Annotated in this window: 22 protein-coding genes; 13 read left to right on the top strand and 9 right to left on the bottom strand. The window is 61.7% G+C overall.

Annotated features, from left to right (window positions below):
* Positions 1-104: 104 nt before the first annotated feature.
* The gene (locus ACLD1X_RS23120) at positions 105-1,025 is read right to left on the bottom strand and encodes a LysR family transcriptional regulator (protein ID WP_429371610.1); all 921 of its coding nucleotides are present in this window, start codon (positions 1,023-1,025) and stop codon (positions 105-107) included.
* Positions 1,026-1,251: 226 nt separating this feature from the next.
* On the opposite strand from ACLD1X_RS23120, the gene ACLD1X_RS23115 reads away from it, so the two are divergent.
* The 5 genes from ACLD1X_RS23115 to ACLD1X_RS23095 all read left to right on the top strand — a co-directional run bounded on the left by ACLD1X_RS23115 (position 1,252) and on the right by ACLD1X_RS23095 (position 7,133).
* Positions 1,252-2,742 carry an aldehyde dehydrogenase gene (locus ACLD1X_RS23115; protein ID WP_429371608.1) on the top strand — a complete coding sequence of 497 codons (1,491 nt, stop codon included), beginning with the start codon at positions 1,252-1,254 and terminating at the stop codon, positions 2,740-2,742.
* Between the two features lie 21 nt (positions 2,743-2,763).
* Entirely contained in the window at positions 2,764-4,134 is a 1,371-nt protein-coding gene (locus ACLD1X_RS23110) for an aspartate aminotransferase family protein (RefSeq protein WP_429371606.1), read from the top strand.
* Between the two features lie 379 nt (positions 4,135-4,513).
* On the top strand, positions 4,514-5,500 hold the full coding sequence (locus ACLD1X_RS23105) for an ABC transporter substrate-binding protein (protein WP_429371604.1): 987 nt from the start codon (positions 4,514-4,516) through the stop codon (positions 5,498-5,500).
* Positions 5,501-5,508: 8 nt separating this feature from the next.
* Positions 5,509-6,312 (top strand): ABC transporter permease, encoded by an 804-nt coding sequence (locus tag ACLD1X_RS23100; RefSeq protein ID WP_007990681.1) that lies wholly within the window; start codon positions 5,509-5,511, stop codon positions 6,310-6,312.
* Positions 6,300-7,133, top strand: coding sequence for an ABC transporter ATP-binding protein (locus ACLD1X_RS23095; RefSeq protein WP_111288249.1), 834 nt, complete (start codon positions 6,300-6,302; stop codon positions 7,131-7,133). The genes ACLD1X_RS23100 and ACLD1X_RS23095 overlap by 13 nt, the downstream gene beginning before the upstream one ends.
* A 136-nt stretch (positions 7,134-7,269) precedes the next feature.
* Here the strand turns inward: ACLD1X_RS23095 and ACLD1X_RS23090 are convergent, their stop codons facing one another.
* Together ACLD1X_RS23090 and ACLD1X_RS23085 are read right to left on the bottom strand one after the other, a co-directional pair.
* Complete coding sequence (locus ACLD1X_RS23090) at positions 7,270-8,349, bottom strand: endonuclease/exonuclease/phosphatase family protein (protein ID WP_429371601.1); 1,080 nt, start codon at positions 8,347-8,349, stop codon at positions 7,270-7,272.
* A 66-nt stretch (positions 8,350-8,415) separates the two neighbouring features.
* Positions 8,416-9,090 (bottom strand): YciC family protein, encoded by a 675-nt coding sequence (locus ACLD1X_RS23085; protein WP_429371599.1) that lies wholly within the window; start codon positions 9,088-9,090, stop codon positions 8,416-8,418.
* A 178-nt stretch (positions 9,091-9,268) separates the two neighbouring features.
* On the opposite strand from ACLD1X_RS23085, the gene ACLD1X_RS23080 reads away from it, so the two are divergent.
* The 3 genes from ACLD1X_RS23080 to ACLD1X_RS23070 all read left to right on the top strand — a co-directional run bounded on the left by ACLD1X_RS23080 (position 9,269) and on the right by ACLD1X_RS23070 (position 11,280).
* Positions 9,269-10,045: a DUF2076 domain-containing protein gene (locus ACLD1X_RS23080; RefSeq protein WP_429371597.1), complete on the top strand. Its 777-nt coding sequence runs from the start codon at positions 9,269-9,271 to the stop codon at positions 10,043-10,045.
* Between the two features lie 121 nt (positions 10,046-10,166).
* The gene (locus ACLD1X_RS23075) at positions 10,167-10,646 is read left to right on the top strand and encodes an NYN domain-containing protein (protein WP_429371595.1); all 480 of its coding nucleotides are present in this window, start codon (positions 10,167-10,169) and stop codon (positions 10,644-10,646) included.
* Positions 10,647-10,668: 22 nt separating this feature from the next.
* Positions 10,669-11,280, top strand: a complete 612-nt coding sequence (locus ACLD1X_RS23070) for a 3'-5' exonuclease (RefSeq protein ID WP_429371593.1) — start codon at positions 10,669-10,671, stop codon at positions 11,278-11,280.
* A 122-nt stretch (positions 11,281-11,402) separates the two neighbouring features.
* Here the strand turns inward: ACLD1X_RS23070 and ACLD1X_RS23065 are convergent, their stop codons facing one another.
* A complete protein-coding gene (locus ACLD1X_RS23065) occupies positions 11,403-11,855 on the bottom strand; it encodes an Lrp/AsnC family transcriptional regulator (RefSeq protein ID WP_007990688.1) in 453 nt (150 codons plus the stop codon).
* 164 nt (positions 11,856-12,019) lie between these two features.
* Here ACLD1X_RS23065 and yedA point away from each other — a divergent pair, with 164 nt between their 5' ends.
* On the top strand, positions 12,020-12,961 hold the full coding sequence (gene yedA / locus ACLD1X_RS23060) for a drug/metabolite exporter YedA (protein WP_429371591.1): 942 nt from the start codon (positions 12,020-12,022) through the stop codon (positions 12,959-12,961).
* A 64-nt stretch (positions 12,962-13,025) separates the two neighbouring features.
* Positions 13,026-14,366 carry a DEAD/DEAH box helicase gene (locus ACLD1X_RS23055; protein WP_258682688.1) on the top strand — a complete coding sequence of 447 codons (1,341 nt, stop codon included), beginning with the start codon at positions 13,026-13,028 and terminating at the stop codon, positions 14,364-14,366.
* Between the two features lie 117 nt (positions 14,367-14,483).
* Here ACLD1X_RS23055 and ACLD1X_RS23050 read toward each other — a convergent pair whose 3' ends face one another.
* Positions 14,484-15,725, bottom strand: coding sequence for a TIGR03862 family flavoprotein (locus ACLD1X_RS23050; protein ID WP_429371588.1), 1,242 nt, complete (start codon positions 15,723-15,725; stop codon positions 14,484-14,486).
* Positions 15,726-16,017: 292 nt separating this feature from the next.
* Entirely contained in the window at positions 16,018-16,938 is a 921-nt protein-coding gene (locus ACLD1X_RS23045; RefSeq protein ID WP_429371586.1) for a histone deacetylase family protein, read from the bottom strand.
* Between the two features lie 79 nt (positions 16,939-17,017).
* On the opposite strand from ACLD1X_RS23045, the gene ACLD1X_RS23040 reads away from it, so the two are divergent.
* The 3 genes from ACLD1X_RS23040 to ACLD1X_RS23030 all read left to right on the top strand — a co-directional run bounded on the left by ACLD1X_RS23040 (position 17,018) and on the right by ACLD1X_RS23030 (position 19,152).
* On the top strand, positions 17,018-17,587 hold the full coding sequence (locus ACLD1X_RS23040) for a GNAT family N-acetyltransferase (protein WP_429371584.1): 570 nt from the start codon (positions 17,018-17,020) through the stop codon (positions 17,585-17,587).
* Between the two features lie 105 nt (positions 17,588-17,692).
* The gene (gene tesB, locus ACLD1X_RS23035; protein ID WP_429371582.1) at positions 17,693-18,562 is read left to right on the top strand and encodes an acyl-CoA thioesterase II; all 870 of its coding nucleotides are present in this window, start codon (positions 17,693-17,695) and stop codon (positions 18,560-18,562) included.
* Entirely contained in the window at positions 18,559-19,152 is a 594-nt protein-coding gene (locus ACLD1X_RS23030) for an HAD family hydrolase (protein ID WP_429371580.1), read from the top strand. Before tesB ends, ACLD1X_RS23030 begins: the two co-directional genes overlap by 4 nt.
* Positions 19,153-19,289: 137 nt before the next feature.
* Here the strand turns inward: ACLD1X_RS23030 and ACLD1X_RS23025 are convergent, their stop codons facing one another.
* The 3 genes from ACLD1X_RS23025 to ypfJ (ACLD1X_RS23015) form a co-directional block, all read right to left on the bottom strand.
* Positions 19,290-20,249, bottom strand: a complete 960-nt coding sequence (locus ACLD1X_RS23025) for an alpha/beta hydrolase (protein ID WP_429371578.1) — start codon at positions 20,247-20,249, stop codon at positions 19,290-19,292.
* On the bottom strand, positions 20,250-21,143 hold the full coding sequence (ypfJ, locus tag ACLD1X_RS23020; RefSeq protein WP_429371576.1) for a KPN_02809 family neutral zinc metallopeptidase: 894 nt from the start codon (positions 21,141-21,143) through the stop codon (positions 20,250-20,252).
* Between the two features lie 133 nt (positions 21,144-21,276).
* Complete coding sequence (gene ypfJ / locus ACLD1X_RS23015) at positions 21,277-22,134, bottom strand: KPN_02809 family neutral zinc metallopeptidase (RefSeq protein WP_429371574.1); 858 nt, start codon at positions 22,132-22,134, stop codon at positions 21,277-21,279.
* Between the last annotated feature and the right edge of the window lie 54 nt (positions 22,135-22,188).

Here is a 22,188-nt window from a genome sequence, read left to right as displayed (position 1 = left end):
CTGGACTCTGTGGTGAGGGGGCTTGCCCCCGTTGGACTGCGCAGCAGGCCTTTTTGGGGGCCGCTGCGCGCCCCAACGGGGGCAAGCCCCCTCGCCACAGGAGATCAGTGTGATCTTTCGGCCTTGGCAGTCAGCTGCTCGCGGCAATAGTCAGCAAACAACTGCGCCGGTTTGGTCAGTTGCCCGCGTTTGAGCCACGCCGCCACCAGTCCCGAACCGGTGACGTCTTCGGCGATGTCCACGCACACCACTTTCTGCCCGTCGTAGGTGCACTCCGAATGCGGCTTGGTCACCAGGATCGAGAAGCCGAAGCCTTGTCCGACCATGCCGCGCACCATCTCGATCGATGGAGAGCTGAAGGCGATGCGCGGGGTCAGTCCCAGCTCTTCGAACAGGCTGACGAAGTAGGTCCGGCTCGGCTGCACGTCCAGAAGAATCATCGGTTCCAGGCACAGGTCCCGCAGCGACACTTGCGCCTGCTGGGCGAAACGGTGATCCGCGGGTAGCAGTGCGTAAGGCCGTTGCGCCGGCATCAGCGGTTCGGTTTCGATGGTGCCGTCGAGGTCGTGCTCGTAGAGGATCGCCAGATCGAAGGCGCCGGAGGTCAGGCCTTGCACCAGCTCTTGCTGCTCGCCGTCGCGGATGCGGATTTCCACCCCCGGGTACAACGCCGAGAAACCGGCGATCAATTGCGGCAGGTACAGCGGCGCGACAGTTTCGAAACAGCCGATATCGATCTGCCCGGACACTACATCGTTGTCGGCCAAGGCGTTCTGCTCGAACTCCTTGGCCATGCGCAGCAGTTCCTGGGCCTTGCGGTAAAAGCGTGCACCGCTGGGGGTCAATGACACGCCCTGGGCGTGATGGCGGATCAGCAGTTGCACACCGAAACTGTCTTCCAGCCCCTTGATGGCCGTGGAGATCGAAGGCTGGGCGATGTACAGCTTGCGCGAGGCCTCGGCCACGCTGCCGCACTCGACGGTGGTGATGAAGTATTTCAGTTGACGCAGATTGTAGGCAGCCACAGCAAACCTCGGGGGAGAACGGATCAGGCATCCTGGCAATTTGCGCGCCACCCCTATCCGCTCGGGCAGCGATTTGTCGTGGTTGAACAATAACCACATGCTGCGCCGGAAGGGAGATTGGCTACGTAGTTTTTTCTTGGCCTGCGAACACATTTTTACTGGTTTTCCACCGCTTGGGCCTGAGCGACTATCCAATACACAAGAACGTCCTCTGGAGCATCCGAACGTGTTCGAGCTTGAGTATTGGCAACGCAAAGCCGCTTCCCTGCGGTTTCCCGACCAGGCCGTGATCGATGGTCAGTGCCGTGCAGCGCAGTCGGGGCAGACTTTCGCCGCGATCAACCCCGCCACCGGCCAGTGCCTGGCCAACGTTGCCGCTTGCGGCGAAGACGACGTGAACGCAGCGGTGCGCAATGCGCGGCAGGTCTTCGAGGCGGGCACCTGGGCTGCGCGCTCACCGAGCGAACGCAAGCAAGTGCTGCTGCGTCTGGCCGATTTGATCCTCGATCACCGTGAAGAACTGGCGCTGCTCGACTCACTGAACATGGGCAAGCCCGTTGCGGATGCCTACAACATTGATGTGCCGGGTGCCGCGGGCGTGTTTCGCTGGTACGCCGAAAGCCTCGACAAACTCTACGATCAGGTCGCACCGAGTGCGCAGAACGTGCTGGCGACCATCACCCGCGAAGCCCTCGGTGTGGTCGCGGCCGTGGTGCCGTGGAATTTCCCGCTGGACATGGCCGCATGGAAACTCGCCCCGGCCCTGGCTTCGGGCAATTCGGTGATTCTCAAACCGGCCGAGCAGTCGCCGTTTTCGGCCTTGCGTCTGGCTGAGCTGGCGCTGGAAGCCGGTATTCCTGCCGGTGTACTCAACGTGCTGCCGGGCCTCGGCGAGCAGACCGGCAAGGCCCTGGGCCTGCATCCGGACGTCGATTGCCTGGTGTTCACCGGCTCCACCGAAGTCGGCAAATACTTCATGCAGTACTCGGCCCAGTCGAACCTCAAGCAGGTGTGGCTGGAGTGCGGCGGCAAGAGTGCCAACCTGGTGTTCGCCGATTGTCAGGATCTGGACCTGGCGGCCGAGAAAGCCGCATTCGGCATCTTCTTCAATCAGGGCGAAGTCTGCTCGGCCAACTCGCGGTTGCTGGTGCAGCGTTCGATTCATGACGAGTTCGTCGAGCGCCTCAAGGCCCAGGCCGAACGCTGGCAGCCGGGCGATCCGCTGGACCCGTCGAGCGCCGCCGGGGCCATCGTCGACAGCCGGCAGACCGCGCGCATCATGAAGTTCATCCAGCAGGCTGAGCAGCAAGGCGCGACCAGGGTTTGTGGTGGTCGGCAGTCGATCTTCAATGGCTCGGACAACTTCATCCAGCCGACGATTTTCACCGGCGTGACCTCGGACATGCCGCTGTTTCGCGATGAAGTGTTCGGCCCGGTGCTGGCTGTCACGGCATTCGACGACGAGGCCCATGCCTTGCAATTGGCCAACGACAGCGTCTACGGTCTGGCGGCCTCGCTGTGGACCGACGACCTCAACCGCGCTCACCGTGTGGCGCGACAATTGCGAGCAGGCACGGTGTCGGTCAACAGCGTCGATGCACTGGACGTGACCGTGCCTTTTGGCGGCGGCAAGCAGTCGGGTTTCGGCCGCGACCTGTCCCTGCATTCATTCGATAAATACACCCAGTTGAAGACCACCTGGTTTCAATTGCGCTGATAACAAAACGGAGAACAGGCGATGACCACACCACGTGAAACCCGCGACTACCAGGCCGCCGACGCTGCGCACCACATCCATGCGTTCGTCGATCAGAAAGCCCTCAATGACGAGGGGCCACGGGTGATGGTCCGTGGCGAGCGCCTGCACCTGTGGGACAACGATGGCCGGCGTTACCTCGACGGCATGTCCGGGTTGTGGTGCACCAACCTCGGTTACGGGCGCAAGGACCTGGCAGCCGCGGCGAGCCAGCAGCTGGAACAGCTGCCGTACTACAACATGTTTTTCCACACCACCCACCCGCAGGTGATCGAGCTGTCCGAACTGCTGTTCAGCCTGCTGCCGGGTCACTACAGCCACGCGATCTACACCAACTCAGGTTCCGAAGCCAACGAGGTGTTGATCCGCACGGTGCGTCGTTACTGGCAGGTGCTCGGCAAGCCCGAGAAGAAAATCATGATCGGCCGCTGGAACGGTTACCACGGTTCGACCCTGGCCGCGACGGCGCTTGGCGGCATGAAATTCATGCACGAAATGGGCGGCATGATTCCGGACATCGAGCACATCGACGAGCCGTACTTCTTCGCTCACGAGGGCAACCTGACGCCCGCTGAATTCGGTCTGCGCGCGGCACAGCAACTGGAAGCGAAGATTCTCGAACTGGGCGCGGACAAGGTCGCAGGCTTCATCGCCGAACCGTTCCAGGGGGCCGGCGGCATGATCTTCCCGCCAGAAAGCTACTGGCCGGAAATCCAGCGCATCTGCCGCAAGTACGATGTGCTGCTGTGCGCCGATGAAGTGATCGGTGGCTTCGGTCGTACCGGCGAATGGTTCGCCCACGAGTACTTCGGTTTCGAGCCGGACACCCTGTCCATCGCCAAGGGCCTGACCTCGGGTTATATCCCCATGGGCGGCTTGATCCTGTCGAAAAAAATGGCCTCGGTGCTGGTGGAACAGGGCGGCGTGTTTGCCCACGGCCTGACCTATTCCGGGCACCCGGTGGCGGCGGCGGTGGCAATTGCCAACCTCAAGGCCCTGCGCGATGAAGGCGTGGTGACGCGGGTCAAGGATGACATCGGTCCGTACCTGCAACAGTGCCTGCGCGAAGTGTTCGGCAAGCACCCGCTGGTGGGCGATATCCAGGGCACGGGCATGGTCGCGGCGCTGCAACTGGCCGAAGACAAAACCAGCCGCAAGCGTTTTGCCAACGAGAACGACATTGCCTGGCGCTGCCGTACGATTGGTTTTGAGGAAGGGGTGATCATTCGTTCGACGTTGGGGCGTATGATCATGGCCCCGGCGTTGATTGCCAGCCGTGAAGAGATTGATGAACTGATCGCCAAGACCTTGAAAGCGGTGGATCGTACGGCGCAGGAATACGGCCGGCTCTGATCTTGTAGCGTTCTCTCGGGCCTCTTCGCGAGCAAGCCCGCTCCCACAGGATTTGTGTCGGCCGCAAGTTTTAGGCGCTACACAAAACCTGTGGGAGCGGGCTTGCTCGCGAATGCTATAGCCGATTCAACACATTTTTAACGCCTTGCACCCACCCTGGGCATCCCCGCCCACAGCGCCCTTCGGCAGTGCGCGCTAGCGAGTTTTTTCATCGTTCGCATCGACATATTTCCTCATTTTCCTAATCCCGCCCTTGGGCCAACATCGATCTCGCCAGCCAGCCCAACGCGACATGCCGAAGGTCCATCAGAGACCAAAGGCCGGGCCGCTGGCCGTACTGCCCATGACAAAACTAAATCAACAGCTTTGGGAGTGCTCCATGATCAAGTCCTTGCTTACGCGCGTTGTCCATCCACTGGCGGTCACCGCCATCGCCGCGACGGTCGCCACCAGCGCCCAGGCCGGCACCCTGTCCATCGGCCATACCACCTGGGTCGGCTACGGCACCCTGTACCTGGCCCAGGACCTTGGCTACTTCAAGGAAAACGGTTTGACCGTCGAGTTGCCGGTGGTCGAAGAAGCGGCGATGTACATGGCCGCACAAGCTTCCGGCGAGTTGTCCGGCTCGGCGTCGACCATCGACGAGGTGCTCAAGTACCGTCCGCAATTCTGCTTCAAGGCCGTGGCCGCGCTGGACGACAGCCATGGTGGCGACGGCGTGCTGGTGGGCAAGGACGTCAAGAGCCTGCAGGAACTCAAAGGCCAGGCCGTGGCGGTGAACGAAGGTTCGACCTCGCAGTTCTGGTTGTCGTATCTGCTGAAAAAGAACGGCATGAAAATGAGCGACATCACCGTGCAGAACATGACGGCCGACGATGCCGCCACCGCGTTCATCGCCGGTCGCGTACCGGCCGCCGTGACCTGGGAACCGCACCTGTCGATGGTGCGCGACAAGCAGCAGGGCAAGGTGCTGGTCGACAGCAGCAGTACACCGGGAGTGATCGTCGACGTCGTCGCACTGAACTGCACCGTCATCGAAAAACAGCCGCAAGACGTCAAGGCACTGGTGGCCGGTTTGTACAAGGCCGTGCAGTACACCAAGGATCATCCGAAGGAAGCCTACAAGATCATGGCCAAGGGCGTTGGTGGCTACCTGGCCGATCCGAAGGAGCTCGAGGCGGCCGCCCAGGGCGTGCGTTTCTACGACCAGGCCATGAGTGAAAAGCTGCTGGGCGCGCCGGGCAAACCGGGTGACAGCGCACCGCTGATCCAGCTGGCCAACGAGACCGCCAGCGAGCTGCAAGGCAAGCCCTACAACGTCAGCAATGACGACCTGATCGACAACCGTTTCGTTACCCCGCTCTAGGAGGCTGCATGTTCAAGCGCAATTCATGGCTGAGCCGCTGCATCACGCCCAAGACCGGTTTGCCGGTCTCGGTGATCTGGAGCGCAAGCGGGTTGGCCTGGGTGCTGTTGGTCGGCCTGTGGGCCGGCTTGTCCTATGGCGGCGTGGTGCCGGGCATGTTCCTGCCGACGCCGGGGGCGGTGGTCGAGGCCGCCGTGCGCCTGGGTCGCGACGGCACCCTCGGCCAGCATGTGTGGGCGAGCGTCGAAGTGGTGATGGTCGGGTTCATTGTGTCGTCCCTGGTGGCGGTGCCGCTGGGTTTGCTGATGGGCAGCTTTCGCATCGTCCAGGCTTTCCTTGAGCCGTTGGTGAATTTCATTCGCTACCTGCCGGTGACCTCGTTCGTGCCGCTGTTCATCCTGTGGATCGGCATCGGTCTGGAGCAGCGAGTGTCGGTGATCATATTCGGTGTGTTCTTCCAGCAACTGGTGATGATCGCGGACGTGTCCAAAGGCATCTCCAAAGACCTGATCAATGCCTCCTATACCCTCGGTTCGAACCGGCGTGACGCGGTGCTGCATGTGATCGCTCCGGCGTCGCTGCCGGGCGTGCTCGACACCTTGCGGGTGACGATGGGCTGGGCCTGGACCTACCTGGTGGTGGCTGAACTGGTCGCCGCTTCCAGTGGCCTGGGTTACCTGAGCCTCAAGGCCATGCGTGGCTTTCAGGTGGATGTGATTTTCCTCGCCATCGCGATCATCGGCCTGCTGGGCCTGGTCACCGATCAACTGTTCCGTTTCCTACGTCTGAGGATCACCGCATGGGCTCAGTAACCGCCGCCACTCATCGTTTTGTCGCCCCTCAGACCGCCCCGGTGAACGCGCCGCGGCTGCAAGTGGACAAGGTCAGCCTGAGCTACAGGAAACCCGATGGCGGAACCTTTACCGCGTTACAGGAGGTGTCCTTCGAGGTGCCGGACCAGCAATTCGCTGTGCTGGTGGGGCCTTCGGGCTGCGGCAAGTCGAGCCTGCTGTACCTCACCGCCGGCCTGGCCGAACCGACCTCGGGCGAGATTTACGTCGGCGGCCAACAGGTGGAAGGCCCCGGTGCGGATCGCGGCATGGTGTTCCAGAGCTACACGCTGTTCCCGTGGCTGACGGTGCGCCAGAACGTCGAGTTCGGCCTCAAGCGGCGCGGCATGCCGGCGGCGCAACGCAAGGACATCGTCGACTACTACGTCAATGAAGTGGGCCTGAGCGGCTTTGCCGACAACTACGCCAAGCAGTTGTCTGGGGGGATGATGCAGCGTGTCGCCATTGCCCGGGCGCTGGCCAATGACCCGCAGATCCTGCTGATGGACGAACCCTTCGGCGCCCTCGACAGCCAGACGCGCCTGCAAATGCAGCAGTTGTTGCTGCGGGTCTGGGGCAACAGCAAGAAGACCGTGTTGTTCGTGACCCACGACATCGACGAAGCGATCCTGCTGGGCGACCGGGTGTATGTGATGGGCGCAAGGCCCGGGCGGATCAAGCAGATTCTGGATGTGCCGATTGAACGTCCACGCAACCTGGACATGGTCATGGAGCGCTCGTTCATCGAGATGAAGCGCGAGATCTTCGGGCTGCTGCATGATGATCTGGAAGAGGTGCATTAAGTCAGGTCGGCACAGACCCTGTGGGAGCGGGCTTGCTCGCGAAGGCGGTGTATCAGACAACATTGATGTCGGATGTACTGGCCTCTTCGCGAGCAAGCCCGCTCCCACAGGTTTTGCATCTGACTTGAGTGAGGTGCTACGGCGCAGCCGGCAACAGAAACCGGGCAATCACCGGCAGGTGATCGGAGATACGCAACGTATCGTCCTGCCGCACCATCGCCTCTACCCGTTTGATCCGCGGACTGTAGAACAGGTAGTCAACGGTCCGGTCCGGGCCGTTCAGCCCGGTGTCGTTCGGGTAATGCGTCAGCCAGCGTTCGCGATCGATACCACTGGCTTCGTTGTTGGTCGGGATCATCGGGTACTTGTCCCACAGGATGTGCAACGGGCTGTCGGCGGAGAAGGGCGTGCGTTGCGCATCGGGCAGGCGTCGATACTGGCCCAGTGGCAACAGGTTGAAATCCCCGCCGATCAGCCAGGGCGTGCCACGGCTTTCGAATCTGTCGAGGGTCCTGACCACGGCGTCCACCTGCTTTTGCAAGGTGTTGTCGGCCTGGGTCGCACGCTCCAGATGGGTATTGAGCACCGCGATCTGCCCACCGTCACTCAGTGGCAAGTAGCTCACCAGCAAGGCGTTCCTGGGTTTGAATTGGCGGCTGATCGGGTTGCCCTGGGCGACGGGCAGTTGCAGGCGTTCGGCGTGTTCCACCTGGTATCGGCTCAGAGTCGCCAGTTGCCGACCGACACTGCCGAAGATATGCGGGTTCGGTACAAAGTCGGCCTTCCAGTCGAAGGCGCTGGCGCTGCATGGGTACAGATCGGCGAGTCGCTCCTGCAGCAGTTTGAACTGGTGCTGGTAATCGCTGGCCTTGGCGCCGTCGTCCAGCTCCTGCAACAGCACGATGTCCGGTTGTTCGTCGCGAATCACCCGCGCCACTTCGTCGAGACCGAAGGCCATGTCTTCCAGAGTGGGGCGTTCGTCGGCACCTGCGGCCAGGTCATTCCAGAACACGTAACGCTTGCCGGCCAGGTACTGGACGTTCCAGGTCATCACCTTCAGCGTCTGCCCGGGGACCAGGGTGGGTGCCTGTTCACTGCAACTGACAGGCAACATTTCTTTGGCATCGGGGCGCCAGGTCAGGCTGTAGATCATCACGGCGATCAGGCCGATCACGATCAGCAGGCCCGGCAGGGTGTAGCGCAGTAGACGGGTCATGGCTCGGCTTATTGGCGTTACAAAATTGCTCCCGAGGATACTCGAGAGCGATGGTCGAGCCCAAGGTCAAAGCGAGTTGTCAGGGCTTTCGGGCAACGGGCTGATCAGCATGAACAGTCGGAACAGCACCACGCTGGTAAACAGCTGCAGGAAACTGTGGGCGCTGTCGATCAGCAGTGAGATCACCGGGTTCTGTGGCTCGGGGTACACCGCCAGGGTAACTCCCTTGAGCAGCCACAGCGGCCCCATCACACACAGAATGCACAGCAGGATGCGCATGAAATGACCGCGGGTCTGACGCAGGCTTTCCTTCATGGCCGCCAGCGGCGCCAGGCCGCGCAACACCAGCAGGTATTCGCCAAACGCCAGGGTCACCATCAGGTAGATGCCCGGCAGGAAATACAGTGACAGGCCCAGCAGGATCAGCACGGTATTGAGTGCCGTCAGCAGGGCGAAGCGCGGCCACAGGCTCGCTGCCGTCGCCAGCAGGTCGCGGTTGCGCGGCGACTCGCCTCGGCTGCGGGCGTCGAGAAACAGAATCAGCGCGGCGGTGTACAGCGGGTACACCAGCAAGCCGACAATCACGCTGATGCCGGGGAAGCTGTCCGGCTCCGTGGAGTGGTCGACCACTTGTTGCAGCAGCGCCTCGAGAATCACCAGCGGCAGGCACAGCTGCACGATCTGGCCCAGATTGCGCTTGAAGAAATACAGCGAGTCACGCAGGACGTCTAACGGATTCATCGGTTGGTATCGCAGGTTGGAAGCAGTGGCTCACTTTAACCGATGAAGCTATCGGGGACGCAAACGTAAACGATCGGTAAAGATCATTGAAACATCTTGTTTCAGCCTCCATTAAGGTCGGGCACCTTATCCTCAGTGGAAAGGACAACGTTTTCCCCCGGCAATCTACGAGGTCGCCATGAATAGCGAAGAACAAACCCTGATCGATGGACTGTTTTCCCGGCTGCAACAGGCCGAAACGGACTCAGCCCCGCGCGACGCCCAGGCCGAGGCGCGGATCAAGGAACACCTGACGCGTCAGCCCGCGGCAGGTTATTTCATGACCCAGGCGATTCTGGTGCAAGAGGCGGCGATCAAGAGCCTCGATGAACAGAACCGGCAGCTGACCCAGCAAGTCCAGCAGTTGCAGGCCGAGCTGCAACAGGCCAAGGCGCAGGCGACCCCGGCTCCGGCACCGAGCAGTGGTGGCTTTTTGTCGAGTATTTTTGGCGGTGCTTCCCGTGAACCACAGCCGGCGCCAGCCCAGAGCGCGCCGCCATCGAGCGGTGGCTGGCGTGAGCCGGGACGCTCGTCGTTCGGCTCGCCAGCGCCGCAGCAGAGCTTTGGCGCACCGCCGCAAAACTTTCCACAACAGGGTTATGCCCCGCAACAGCAGGCTCCGGCAGCGGCTGGCAGCAGTTTCCTCGGTGGTGCGCTGAAAACCGCCGCCGGCGTGGCAGGTGGCGTGATGCTGGCACAAGGCATCAGCAGCCTGTTCCATCACAACCAGCAACCGGAAATCGTCGAAGTCATCAAGGAAGAGCCGGCCCAGGTCAACGACCAGGGCAACAATGGCTGGGGCGACGGCCAGCGCATGGCCGGTAACGACTCCTACGGCAACGATCAGGGCGGGTTCAGCGACGCCGATTACAGCGATGACTCGCTCTTCGGCGGCGACGACGATTCCTTCGTCTGACCTGCCATTCGTCCGGAGCGCAACGGCGCTCCGGGGCGATTATTCGCGGAACAATCCTCCGGGCTGGCATACTGGGCGACTTTTCGGGCCCGGTGCCTGATTCCGCCTTTGAGGAATGCCGGTGAAAAAAATCGCAGTGTTCGCCGATGTCCAGAACCTCTACTACACCGTGCGTCAGGCTTATGGTTGCCACTTCAACTATGCCGCGCTGTGGGCTGACGTCAGCAAACAGGGTGAGATCGTCGAAGCCTACGCCTACGCCATCGACCGTGGCGACAGCAAACAGCAGCAGTTCCAGCAGATCCTGCGTAACCTCGGTTTCACCGTGAAACTCAAGCCGTACATCCAGCGCAGCGATGGTTCGGCCAAGGGTGACTGGGACGTGGGCATCACCCTCGACATCATGGATGCCGCCGACCATGTCGATGAAATCGTCCTGGCTTCCGGCGATGGTGATTTCGACATGCTGCTGGAGCGCATTATCAGCAAACATGGGGTGCAAGCGGTGGCCTATGGCGTGCCGGGCCTGACCGCCAACTCGCTGATCCGCGCCGCCAGCCGCTATGTGCCGATCGAAGGCTCGTTGTTGCTCAAGAATTGATTTTTACGGAGTTGAACCAGGTTTGGAACGCATCGCAGTCATCGACTTTGAAACCACCGGGATCTCCCCGAGCAGCAGCTGCCGGGCCACGGAAATTGCCGTGGTGATCCTTGAACAGGGGCGCATCGTCGAGCGTTACCAAAGCCTGATGAACGCCGGCGTGCGCGTCCCGGCCTTCATTGAGCAACTCACCGGCATCAGCAACGCCATGCTGCGCACCGCGCCGTCGGCGGAGCAGGTGATGAACGAGGTCAATGAATTCGTCGGCACCACGCCACTGCTGGCGCACAACGCCGCGTTCGACCAGAAGTTCTGGGACTTTGAGCTGGGGCGAATCAAACGCACCCGCTTGCAGAACTTTGCCTGCTCGCTGCTACTGGCCCGCCGCCTGATGCCCGCCGCGCCGAACCACAAACTCGGCACCCTCACCACCTTCGCCAACCTGCCCGACACCGGCAAGGCGCACCGGGCCATGGCCGATGCCGAGATGGCGGCCAACCTGACCACACATCTGACCGAAGAGCTGCGGCACAAGCACGGCTTGCGCGAGCTGTCCCATGACTTGCTGTGCAAGTTGCAGAAGGTCCCGGCGGCGAAAGTCGGCGAACACCTCAAGCGCTATCGCGGATTCTAGGAACATCGCAAATCTCCTGTAGGAGCGAGCCTGCTCGCGATGAACCCGAGAACAACACGGGGTGTCAGGTTTCCCGCGTTATCGTTGGCGACCATCGCGAGCAAGCTCGCTCCTACAGGGGGTTACTTGCCATTCCCTTCGATATGCCCCAACGGCACCCGCTTCTCTATCGCACTCGACAACACAATCGACGTCTTGCTGAACCCGAACGTGGCGATCCGGTTGATCAGCTCTTCCAGCTCCGGCATCGAGCCCACGGCTGCCTGCATGATCACGCAAGGATCGCCGGTCACCCGATGGCATTCGGTCAGTTGCGGAATTTTGATCAGATCGTCATAGGCCTTCTGGTTGCCGTGCTGGTTCAGGCGCAGTTCGATCACGCACTGGATCGGCAGGCCGAGCTTGGCCATGTCGACCTTTGCCTGGTAGCCGGTGATCACGCCGCTGGCTTCGAGCTTGGCCACGCGCTCGGCCACGGCCGGGGCGGACAGGTTGACCTTGCGCGCCAGGTCCGCGTAGGACGCGCGACCATTTTCCAGCAGGGCGCTGAGCAGCATGCGGTCGTACTTATCCATCGTGGCACTCCTGAAAAATGACGGACTTTCGAAAACACGGTTTATCGCAAAAATCTCCGTGTTTTGAAAAGTGTACCGGTGCGATAAACAGGTTTTGTAACTTATTTTCCGCCGTTGGCCTTTCTAGAATAGCCGTTCACCTGTTCTGCCTGTGAGTTGCCCCCATGTCCGGCCTACGTCGCTTCCCCTTACCGTTGATCGCTGCCTTTTTCGCGTTGTACGTGATCTGGGGCTCGACCTACCTGGTGATCCGTATCGGCGTGGAGTATTGGCCACCCTTGTTGCTCGCCGGGGTCCGCTTCGTCATCGCCGGGACCTTGATGTACGCCTTCCTGCGCTGGCGCGGGGCGCCGGCGCCAACCTGGGCGCAATGGAAAGCCGCCGGGATCATCGGCATATTGCTGCTGGCGTGTGGTAACGGGGCGGTCAGCGTGGCCGAACACACGGGCGTGGCTTCCGGAGTGGCCGCGTTGGCCGTGGCGACGGTGCCGCTGTTTACCTTGCTCTGTGGCTATTTCTGGGGGGCGCGCAATACCCGTCTGGAATGGGCTGGCGTTGCGCTCGGAATGATCGGCATCGTCATGCTCAACCTCGGCTCCAACCTGCAATCGAGCCCGCTGGGTGCTGCCCTGCTGATTTTTGCGGCGGCCACCTGGGCCTTCGGTTCGGTGTGGAGCAAACATTTGCCGTTGCCTCAAGGGGCGATGGCCAGTGCCGTGGAAATGCTGGTGGGTGGCGTGGTGTTGCTGATTGGCAGTGCGGTCAGCGGTGAGCACATGGACAAGGTTCCGCCAATTGAAGGCTGGGCCGCGCTGGCGTACCTGACCGTGTTCGGTTCGATCATCGCCTTCAACGCCTATATGTACCTGTTGAAACACGTGCGTCCGGCGGCGGCCACCAGTTATGCCTACGTCAACCCGGCCGTGGCGGTGTTGTTGGGGATCGTGTTTGTCGGCGAAACCATCGGCATCGAGGAAGCACTGGCCATGCTGGTGATCATCAGCGCCGTGGTGCTGATTGGCTTGCCGCAGTGGCGGCGTACACCGCAACAGCCAGTAGCGCCGGTCGTGCCACCGGTGGTGTCAGCGGAATCCCGTGTGAATTAGGGTAAACTGCGCGCCATTGCACTCTTGTATGCACAACCGCGCTGAATTTTCCTACGGTACTCCCATGACTTTCGCCACCCTTGGCCTGATCGAACCCTTGCTGCGCTCTCTCGAGAAGCTCGGCTACCAGACTCCGACGCCGGTTCAGGCGCAAGCCATTCCGGCGGTGCTGGCCGGTCGCGACCTGATGGCCGCCGCCCAGACCGGCACCGGCAAGACTGCCGGTTTCGCCCTGCCGCTGTTGCAACTGCTGGCCATGGAAGGGCCGAAAGTCACCGCCAACTCGGTTCGCGCGCTGATCCTGGTGCCGACCCGCGAGCTGGCCGAGCAGGTTCACGAAGCTGTGCGCCAGTACGCTGAAAACCTGCCGCTGCGTACATACGCGGTGTACGGCGGTGTCAGCATCAACCCGCAAATGATGAAGCTGCGCAGCGGTGTCGACCTGCTGGTGGCGACCCCGGGCCGCTTGCTCGACCTGTTCCGCCAGAACGCGCTGAAGTTCAACCAGCTGCAAACCCTGGTGCTGGACGAAGCCGACCGCATGCTCGACCTGGGCTTTTCCGAGGAGCTGGCGAACATTTACCGTGCGCTGCCGAAGAAACGTCAGACGCTGCTGTTCTCCGCGACCTTCTCCGATGACATCCGCCTGCTGGCCGGGCAGATGCTCAACGACCCGCTGAGCATCGAAGTCAGCCCGCGCAACGTGGCGGCCAATACGGTCAAGCAATGGATCGTGACGGTGGACAAGAAGCGCAAGCCGGAACTGTTCGTGCACCTGATGCGCAAGGGCAAGTGGAAGCAGGTGCTGGTGTTCGCCAAGACCCGCAATGGCGTGGACGCGCTGGTGGAAAAACTCCAGGGGCTGGGCATCAACGCCGACGGCATCCATGGCGACAAACCCCAGGCAACCCGTCAGCGCGCACTCGACCGGTTCAAGGCCAGTGAAGTGCAGATTCTGGTCGCCACCGACGTCGCCGCCCGTGGTCTGGACATTGAAGACCTGCCGTTGGTGGTCAATTTCGACCTGCCGATCGTTGCTGAAGACTACATCCACCGCATCGGTCGTACCGGCCGTGCGGGTTCCACGGGCGAGGCGATTTCCCTGGTCTGCGCCGATGAAGTGAACCTGCTGTCGGCCATCGAGATGCTGACCCGTCAGACCTTGAAGCGGCAGAACGAGCCGGACTTCGAGCCGGAGCACCGCGTGCCGGACACCGATGCCAGCGGCCAGGTGATCAAGAAACCGAAAAAACCGAAGAAGCCCAAGGCGTCCGGTGGTGGCGGTGGTAAACGCAATCTTGGCAAGTGGGTGGATAGCGGCGAAGTTGCGCCGGCGGAGCCTTCGATCAAGCCTGTGCGCAAGGTGCCGGTGTTCAATACCGGGCCGCGTAAGCGTAAGCCTTGATTAACTTCGGCGACTGTTGAGCCGCCTTCGCGAGCAAGCCCGCTCCCACACTGGATCTGTGTCGTTCACAAATCCCCTGTGGGAGCGGGCTTGCTCGCGAAGGGCGCGCCTCGGTCGTCAGCCCTTGCGCCGCAACCACTCCAGCATCCCCAACCCCGCCGCTCGCCCACTGGCGAAACACGCGGTCAGCAGATAGCCGCCGGTCGGCGCCTCCCAATCGAGCATTTCCCCGGCGCAGAACACGCCAGGCATTTGCTTGAGCATCAATCGCTCATCCATCGCCTCGAACAGCACGCCACCCGCGCTGCTGATCGCCTCGTCCAGTGGACGGGTTTTCACCAGCGTCAGTGGCAAAGCCTTGATCGCATTGGCCAGCAAGGCCATGTCGGCAAAGCAATCGGCGTTGGTCAGTTCTCGCAATAGCGCCGCTTTCACCCCATCGATGCCCAACTGACTGTGCAGGTGCTTGGCCATGGAGCGTGAGCCCCGGGGCTTGCTCAATGCCGCCTGGACTTTATCCACAGGCCGGCCCGGCAGCAGGTCCAGGTGAATCGTTGCCGAACCCTGCTGGTTGATTGCCTCGCGGATCGGTGCCGACAGGGCGTAGATCAGGCTGCCTTCGATCCCGGTGGCGGTAATCACGCATTCGCCGAGGCGGGGGATGTCGTCGTTAAGGCCGATGGCGATGTTTTTCAGCGGCGCGCCGGCGAATTTGCTGACCATCAATTCGCTCCAGGCCTGCACCTCGAAGCCGCAATTGCTCGGTTGCAACGGCGCCAATCCTACGCCGTGTTGCTCCAGTGGCTGCATCCATGCGCCGTCCGAGCCCAGGCGTGCCCAACTGCCGCCACCGAGGGCGAGCAGGGTGGCATCGGCTTGAACGGTTTTTTCGCCTTCCGGGCTGTCGATGCGCAAACCACCATGCTCATCCCAGCCAAGCCAGCGGTGGCGGGTGTGGATAACTACGCCACTGTCGCGCAGGCGTTTGAGCCAGGCGCGCAGCAGCGGCGCGGCTTTCATGTCGGTGGGGAATACCCGGCCGGAACTGCCGACGAAGGTATCGATACCCAGTTCGTGAATCCACTGGCACAGCGCTTCGGCACCGAAGCCGCGCAGCAGTGGGGCGATTTGCGGGGCACGTTCGGCGTAGCGCGAGAGAAACGCAGGGTAGGCTTCGGAGTGAGTGATGTTCATGCCGCCAACGCCAGCCAGGAGGAACTTTCGTCCGACCGAAGGCATGCCGTCGTACAGGTCGACCTTGACCCCGGCCTGGCTCAACACTTCGGCCGCCATCAAGCCGGCGGGACCGCCGCCGATGATGGCAACGTGGGAAGGGGAGGCGGTCGAAGATCGGGTCATGGAGTGCGCTGCGGTTTTGGCAAATGAAGCCGGGCATTCTACCAGCCCAGACCTCTGTAGGAGCGAGCCTGCTCGCGATGGTCTTGAACGATTACGCGGGAAACCAGATGTCCAGCGGCGACGTTGCGTTTTTCGCGAGCAGGCTCGCTCCCACAGGGATCGTTGGTGAATTCGAGGGTTGGTTAAAAAATGACCACCGTTCTGTAGCCCAAGCCCCGCATGGCCTGTAGTCCCTTTCACTCAGGTTATCCACAGGCAGCTCCACAGGCATTGTGGGTAAAGCATCCACAGCTCAGTGACAACCTGATGACTGCCAGACGCGTTGCGCGCTGTGATGAAGGATGCCGTGACGGCGGGCCAGGGCCTGGCGGTCCTTGCTGTAGCCGCCGCCGATCACCCCGACCAGCGGAATGTCGCGGCCCAGGCAATGGCGCATCACGCTTTCATCACGGGCGGCGACGCCTTCGTCTGTCAGCTTCAGATAACCCAGGGCATCGTCCTTGTGCACATCGACCCCGGCGTCATACAGCACCAGATCCGGCCGGTAGAGCGGCAGCAGGTAGTTGAGTGCATCGTCCACCACCTTCAGGTAATCGGCATCGCCCATGCCGTTGGGCAGCGGAATGTCCCAATCACTTTCGGCCTTGCGTGCGGGAAAGTTCTTCTCGCAGTGCAGGGAAACGGTCACCGCCTCAGGAGTGTTGTGCAGTATTCGTGCAGTCCCGTCGCCTTGATGCACGTCGCAATCGAAGATCAGCACCCGGTTCACCCGACCACTTTCCAGCAGGTAATGGCTGATCACCGCCAGGTCATTGAAGATGCAGAACCCGGCGGGGTAGTCGTAGTGCGCATGGTGGGTGCCGCCGGCCAGGTGACAGGCCAGGCCATGTTCCAGCGCCTGCTCGGCCGCGAGCAACGAGCCACCGACCGCCCGCACCGTACGCCGGGCCAGGGCCTCGCTCCAGGGCAGGCCGAGGCGGCGCTGGTCTTCGCGGGACAATTCGCCACTCATGTAGCGTTCGATATACGAAGGGTCATGGGCGAGGGCGAGAATGTCAGCGGGGCACAGATCCGGGCGCAGCAGGTCAACGTCACGGGTCAGGCCGCTGTCCACCAGGTGATCGCGCAACAGGCGGAACTTGTCCATGGGGAAGCGGTGATCAGCCGGAAACTCGGGGCTGTAGTCTTCGTGATAAATCAGCGGCAGTGGCATGGTCATTTCATGTAGGAATGAGAGAACGATCCTACCAGCGTTGTAGACTGGCGACATTGAAATGGAGGGGCGGAGCACGATGGAGCCAATACTGGAACTTGAAAGCGCTCGGCTGTTGTTGCGTCAGTGGCGCGATGAAGACTTGGCGGACTTTGCGGCAATGTGTGCCGATCCGCAGGTGATGCGTTATTTCCCGGAAACCTTGAGCCGGTTGGAGAGTGCATCATTGATCGGGCGAATCCGTGGTCATTTCGCCGAGCATGGTTATGGTCTCTGGGCCCTGCAGCGAAAGGACTCTGGCCAGTTCATCGGGTTTACCGGGCTCAACGTTGTCGGCTTCGACGCGCCTTTCACCCCCGCCACGGAAATCGGTTGGCGCCTGGCCCGCGAGCACTGGGGCCTCGGTTACGCCAGTGAAGCGGCCTGGACCGCTCTGCGCTGCGGGTTCGACCGCTTGCCGCTGAAAGAGGTCGTGGCTTTCACCACGCAAGCCAATCTGCAGTCAGAGAAAGTCATGCAGGCCATTGGCATGCAGCATGATCCGGCAGATGACTTCGATCACCCGCGCCTTGAAGCCGATCATCCGTTGCGCCGGCATGTGCTGTATCGCATCAGCCGCGAACAATGGCTGCAAACCTTGCATGGATAACCTGGCACGGACGTTTACAATGGCCCCATGTTGGCATTGGCCAGAACCTGAATCGACCGGCGCAGCCAAGACTGCGCGGCAATGTTTTGCGTGAGGAGAGTCTGAATGAGCCAAGTGTTGGAAGATCTGGTCGACCTGCTGACCCTGGAACCGATCGAAGAAAACCTGTTCCGTGGCCGCAGCCAGGACCTGGGTTTTCGTCAGCTGTTCGGTGGTCAGGTGCTCGGTCAGTCGCTGTCGGCGGCCAGTCAGACAGTTGAAGAGGCGCGCCATGTGCACTCGATGCACGGCTACTTCCTGCGTCCGGGCGATGCCGGGTTGCCGGTGGTGTATCAGGTTGACCGGGTGCGTGACGGTGGCAGTTTCAGCACGCGCCGGGTGACGGCGATCCAGAAGGGCCACCCGATTTTCACTTGCAGTGCGTCGTTCCAGTACGACGAAGAAGGCTTCCAGCACCAGAGCGAAATGCCGCAAGTGGTCGGTCCGGAAAACCTGCCATCGGAGCTGGAAATCACCCAGCAGCGTGCACACCTGATCCCCGAGAAAATGCGCGAAAAGCTGTTGTGCCCCAAGCCGATCGAATTCCGCCCGGTCACCGAAAAAGATCCCTATAACCCGCTGCCCTCCGACCCGATCAAGTACGTCTGGTTCCGCGCCGACGGCGCCTTGGCCGATTCGCCGGCGCTGCATAAATACCTGCTGGCCTATGCATCGGACTTCGGCTTGTTGACCACCTCGATGCAACCCCACGGCAAATCGGTCTGGCACAAGGACATGCAGGTCGCCAGTCTCGATCACTCGCTGTGGTTCCACCAGGATCTGCGTGCCGATGACTGGCTGCTCTACGCGATGGACAGTCCGTGGGCCGGCAACTCGCGCGGGTTCTCCCGTGGCAGCGTGTTCAACCGCGCCGGGCAACTGGTGGCCTCGGTCACCCAGGAAGGCTTGATCCGTCATCGCAAGGATTGGGCGTGAGCCTGGCCGACGTGCGTCACTGGGTGTTCGACATGGACGGCACCCTGACCGTGGCCGTGCACGATTTCGCGGCGATTCGCGTCGCATTGGCGATTCCTGCCGAAGCCGACATCCTGACCCACCTCGCCGCGCTGCCGGCCGATGAAGCCGCGGCCAAGCATGCGTGGCTGCTGGAGCACGAACGGGACCTGGCCCTCGGTTCGAAACCGGCGCCGGGCGCGGTGGAGTTGGTGCGCGAGCTGGCCGGACGCGGTTATCGCCTGGGCATTCTCACGCGCAATGCCCGGGAGTTGGCGCATGTCACGCTGCAGGCCATTGGCCTGGCCGACTGCTTTGCGCTGGAGGATGTGCTGGGCCGCGATGATGCACCGCCCAAACCGCATCCGGGCGGGCTGCTCAAACTGGCCGAGGCGTGGAAGGTGCCGGCCAGCGAGCTGGTAATGGTCGGCGATTACCGCTTCGACCTCGATTGCGGGCGGGCGGCGGGAGCACGCACGGTGCTGGTGAATCTGCCGGACAATCCGTGGCCGGAATTGACCGATTGGCATGCGACGGATTGTGTCGAGTTGCGGCAGATGCTTTCGGCTTGAGGGCCTCATCGCTGGCAAGCCAGCTCCCACAGTGATCTTCAGTGAACACGAACATTGTGTATTGCCGAGAGCCTTGTGGGAGCGGGCTTGCCCCGGGCGGCGTTCCGACGATGGCGTCAGATGCAGCACTGTAAAACCTACTGACTGAACAGCGCCTTCTGCCCCTCCGGCGAGGTAAACATCCCATCCCCGTTATGCCCGACCCCGGGCACTTCGATCAGTTGCTGGTTCAACCCTTTGGGTGCCAGCCGCTTCAGGTAGTCAAAGTAAAAACGCCCGCGGGCCAATCGATACGGTCCCTGCGCCCGGGCCTCACAGCTCTTGTCCAGTGCCGGATGATTCGGGTCGATGTCCTGCTGCCCCAGCAAGTAAACGACTTCACGCTTGAGGTAGTTTTCCTGCAATTGTGCAGCGCTTTGTCCTTCGGCGTAGGCCGGTAAATCCGTCAGTCCGTACTTCCAGCGATTGAAATCCGGGCAACCGGCGTGGCTGAACGCCACGGGCCGGCGCTCATCGAAGTAAGCGTAGGACGACGGATTGGCGATCACGTAGCGCACCTGCACGCCAGCTGCATCGAGGCCGGCCTGCGCGTGACCGAGCACCGCATAGCGCTGAACCACCTGCGCGCCACCGGAGTGCCCGGCGATGACGATTTGCTTCACATCCGGAAACTGCTGGCGGTCACCCAGGCGGGTGATGATTTCGTCGAGTGCCGCGTAGGAACTCAGCCGAAACGGCGCCGTGGATTCGCCGCCGGCCATCCATTCATTGCCTTGCCAGCGCAAGACAGTGTCGGCCACCGGATGGACTGCAACGTCGGTTTCATTGAGAAACTGCGGGGCGATCACCAGTGTCGTTGCACTCTGCCCGGCCAGTTCGGCGCTGTGTTCGCCGCTTTGCAGATAGGTTTGTGCGTTGCGCAAACGCCCGTGGATGATGATCAGCACCCGCTCGATTTTTGCCGGGGCAGGGCTGATGCCCACCGCGATTTCACCTGATTTCAACAGCAGGCGCCCTGAGCTGAGTTCCTTGACCCCATGCTCGGCGGCCTGGGACGTTGCGCAAGTAAACAGAACAACCAACAACCACTTCTTCATTTACAGATTTTTCGTCGCAAAGGTATCGCACTGGCTTACCTGGCCTTGGGCGAAACCGGTTTTGAACCAGCGCACCCGTTGCGCCGACGTACCGTGGGTGAACGAGTCCGGGACCACGCGGCCCTGACCCTGTTGCTGCAAGCGATCGTCACCGATGGCGTTCGCTGCATTCAGTGCTTCTTCGATGTCGCCCGGTTCTAGCCAGTTCAGGCGCTTTTGCGCATTGTTGGCCCAGACGCCGGCCAGGCAATCGGCCTGCAGCTCCTGACGAACCAGCAAACCGCCGTCGCCCTCCATCTGCCGGCCTTGTTGGCGAGCGGCCTGGATTTTTGCGGACACCCCGAGCAAGGTCTGCACGTGGTGTCCGACTTCATGGGCGATCACATAGGCCTGGGCGAAGTCGCCGGCGGCGGAAAAACGCTGGGACATTTCCTGGAAGAACGCCATGTCCAGGTAGACCTTCTGGTCCGCCGGGCAATAGAACGGGCCGGTCGCCGAAGTGGCAAGACCGCAGGCCGAATTCACCCGGTTGCTGAACAGCACCAGGGTCGGTTCTTTGTATTGGCGGCCGGCCTGCTGGAATATCGCGCCCCAGGTGTCCTCGGTGTCGCCGAGGATCGAGCGCACGAATTCCGCGCCTTCATCATTGGCTGGCGGTGCCTTGCGGCTCTGATTGGTGGCGGGCGCCGATTGCTGACCCATTTGCCCGGTCAGTTGTCCGAGGATCTGCAGCGGATCCTGACCGGTGATCCAGCCGATGCCGACGATCAGGAGGATCGCCGTCAGGCTCAGGCCCTTGCCACCGCCGAAGCGCATCCCGCCGCCACCGCCGCCTGCATCATCGCCACGGGCATCGACCACGTTGTCACTGCGTCGGCCTTTTTTCCATAGCATGTGGGAATCCTCAGGTTATCGGTGCGATGAGTGTTGCTGCTGTGTGGGAGCGGCGCCAGTCCGGTCGTCAGACAGCCTTGAGTGGCAACGGTTCGATCCACGTTCACATTAGCGACTTCACAGGCGGATGCGGTCACAGGTTCGCGGCGGAGAAGGTGTCGCAAGTCTCGGTGCGACCCGTGGTGAAACCGGTTTTGAACCAATTCACACGCTGCTGCGACGTACCGTGGCTGAACGTCTCTGGCCGAACGGGAACGTTTCGGGAACGCTGCAAGTGGTCGTCACCAAACACAGTCGCGGCATGCAGGGCGGCTTCAATATCGCCGGGTTCCAGCCAGTCCAGACGCTGTTGCGCATGGTGCGCCCAGACACCGGCCAGGCAATCGGCCTGCAATTCCGCACGGACTTCCAGGCCGCCATCGCCAGTGACGGGTTGCTGGTCCAGCAAGGCCTGTTCGTAGGGGGTGGAAAGACCCAGTTCCAGTTGCACGTGATGGCCTATTTCGTGACCGATGATGTAGGCCCGTGCGAAGTCGCCGACCACAGAGAACTGCTGCTCCAGCTTCGCGAAAAATTGCAGGTCGAGGTACACCTGCTGGTCGTCCGGGCAATAGAAAGGGCCGCTGGCGGAACTGTCGAAGCCACATGCCGAGGTCACGTCGTTGTCGAACAGCGTCAGCGTGGGCGGCGGATAGTGCCGGCCCGATTGCGCAAAGAGTTGTTTCCAGGTGTCTTCGGTATCGCCCAACACTGACTGGACGAACAGGAGTTGCCGATCTAGCGCAGGCTCAATCGAAAGGGAAGCGCCGGGCGGGGGCAGGATGTTCGTGGGCGCATCCGGTTTCGTGTCCAGCGTCGAGTAAATCCCTGCACCTGCCAGTGCAATAGCGGCCAGTCCGGCCCCTAGTGTTTTCCCTGTGAGGATGCGGGCATCCTTGCCCTTGCGCGTATCGTTCACATTGTCGCTGCGTCTTGCCTTGGTCCATAACATGGCTGCGGTCTCTCATGGATTGATGGGGTGTTGATCGCCAGGTCTATGAATAAC

Source organism: Pseudomonas sp. 18173 (assembly GCF_050432945.1).
GTDB lineage: Bacteria > Pseudomonadota > Gammaproteobacteria > Pseudomonadales > Pseudomonadaceae > Aquipseudomonas.
This window is presented reverse-complemented; position numbering and strand designations above follow the sequence as displayed.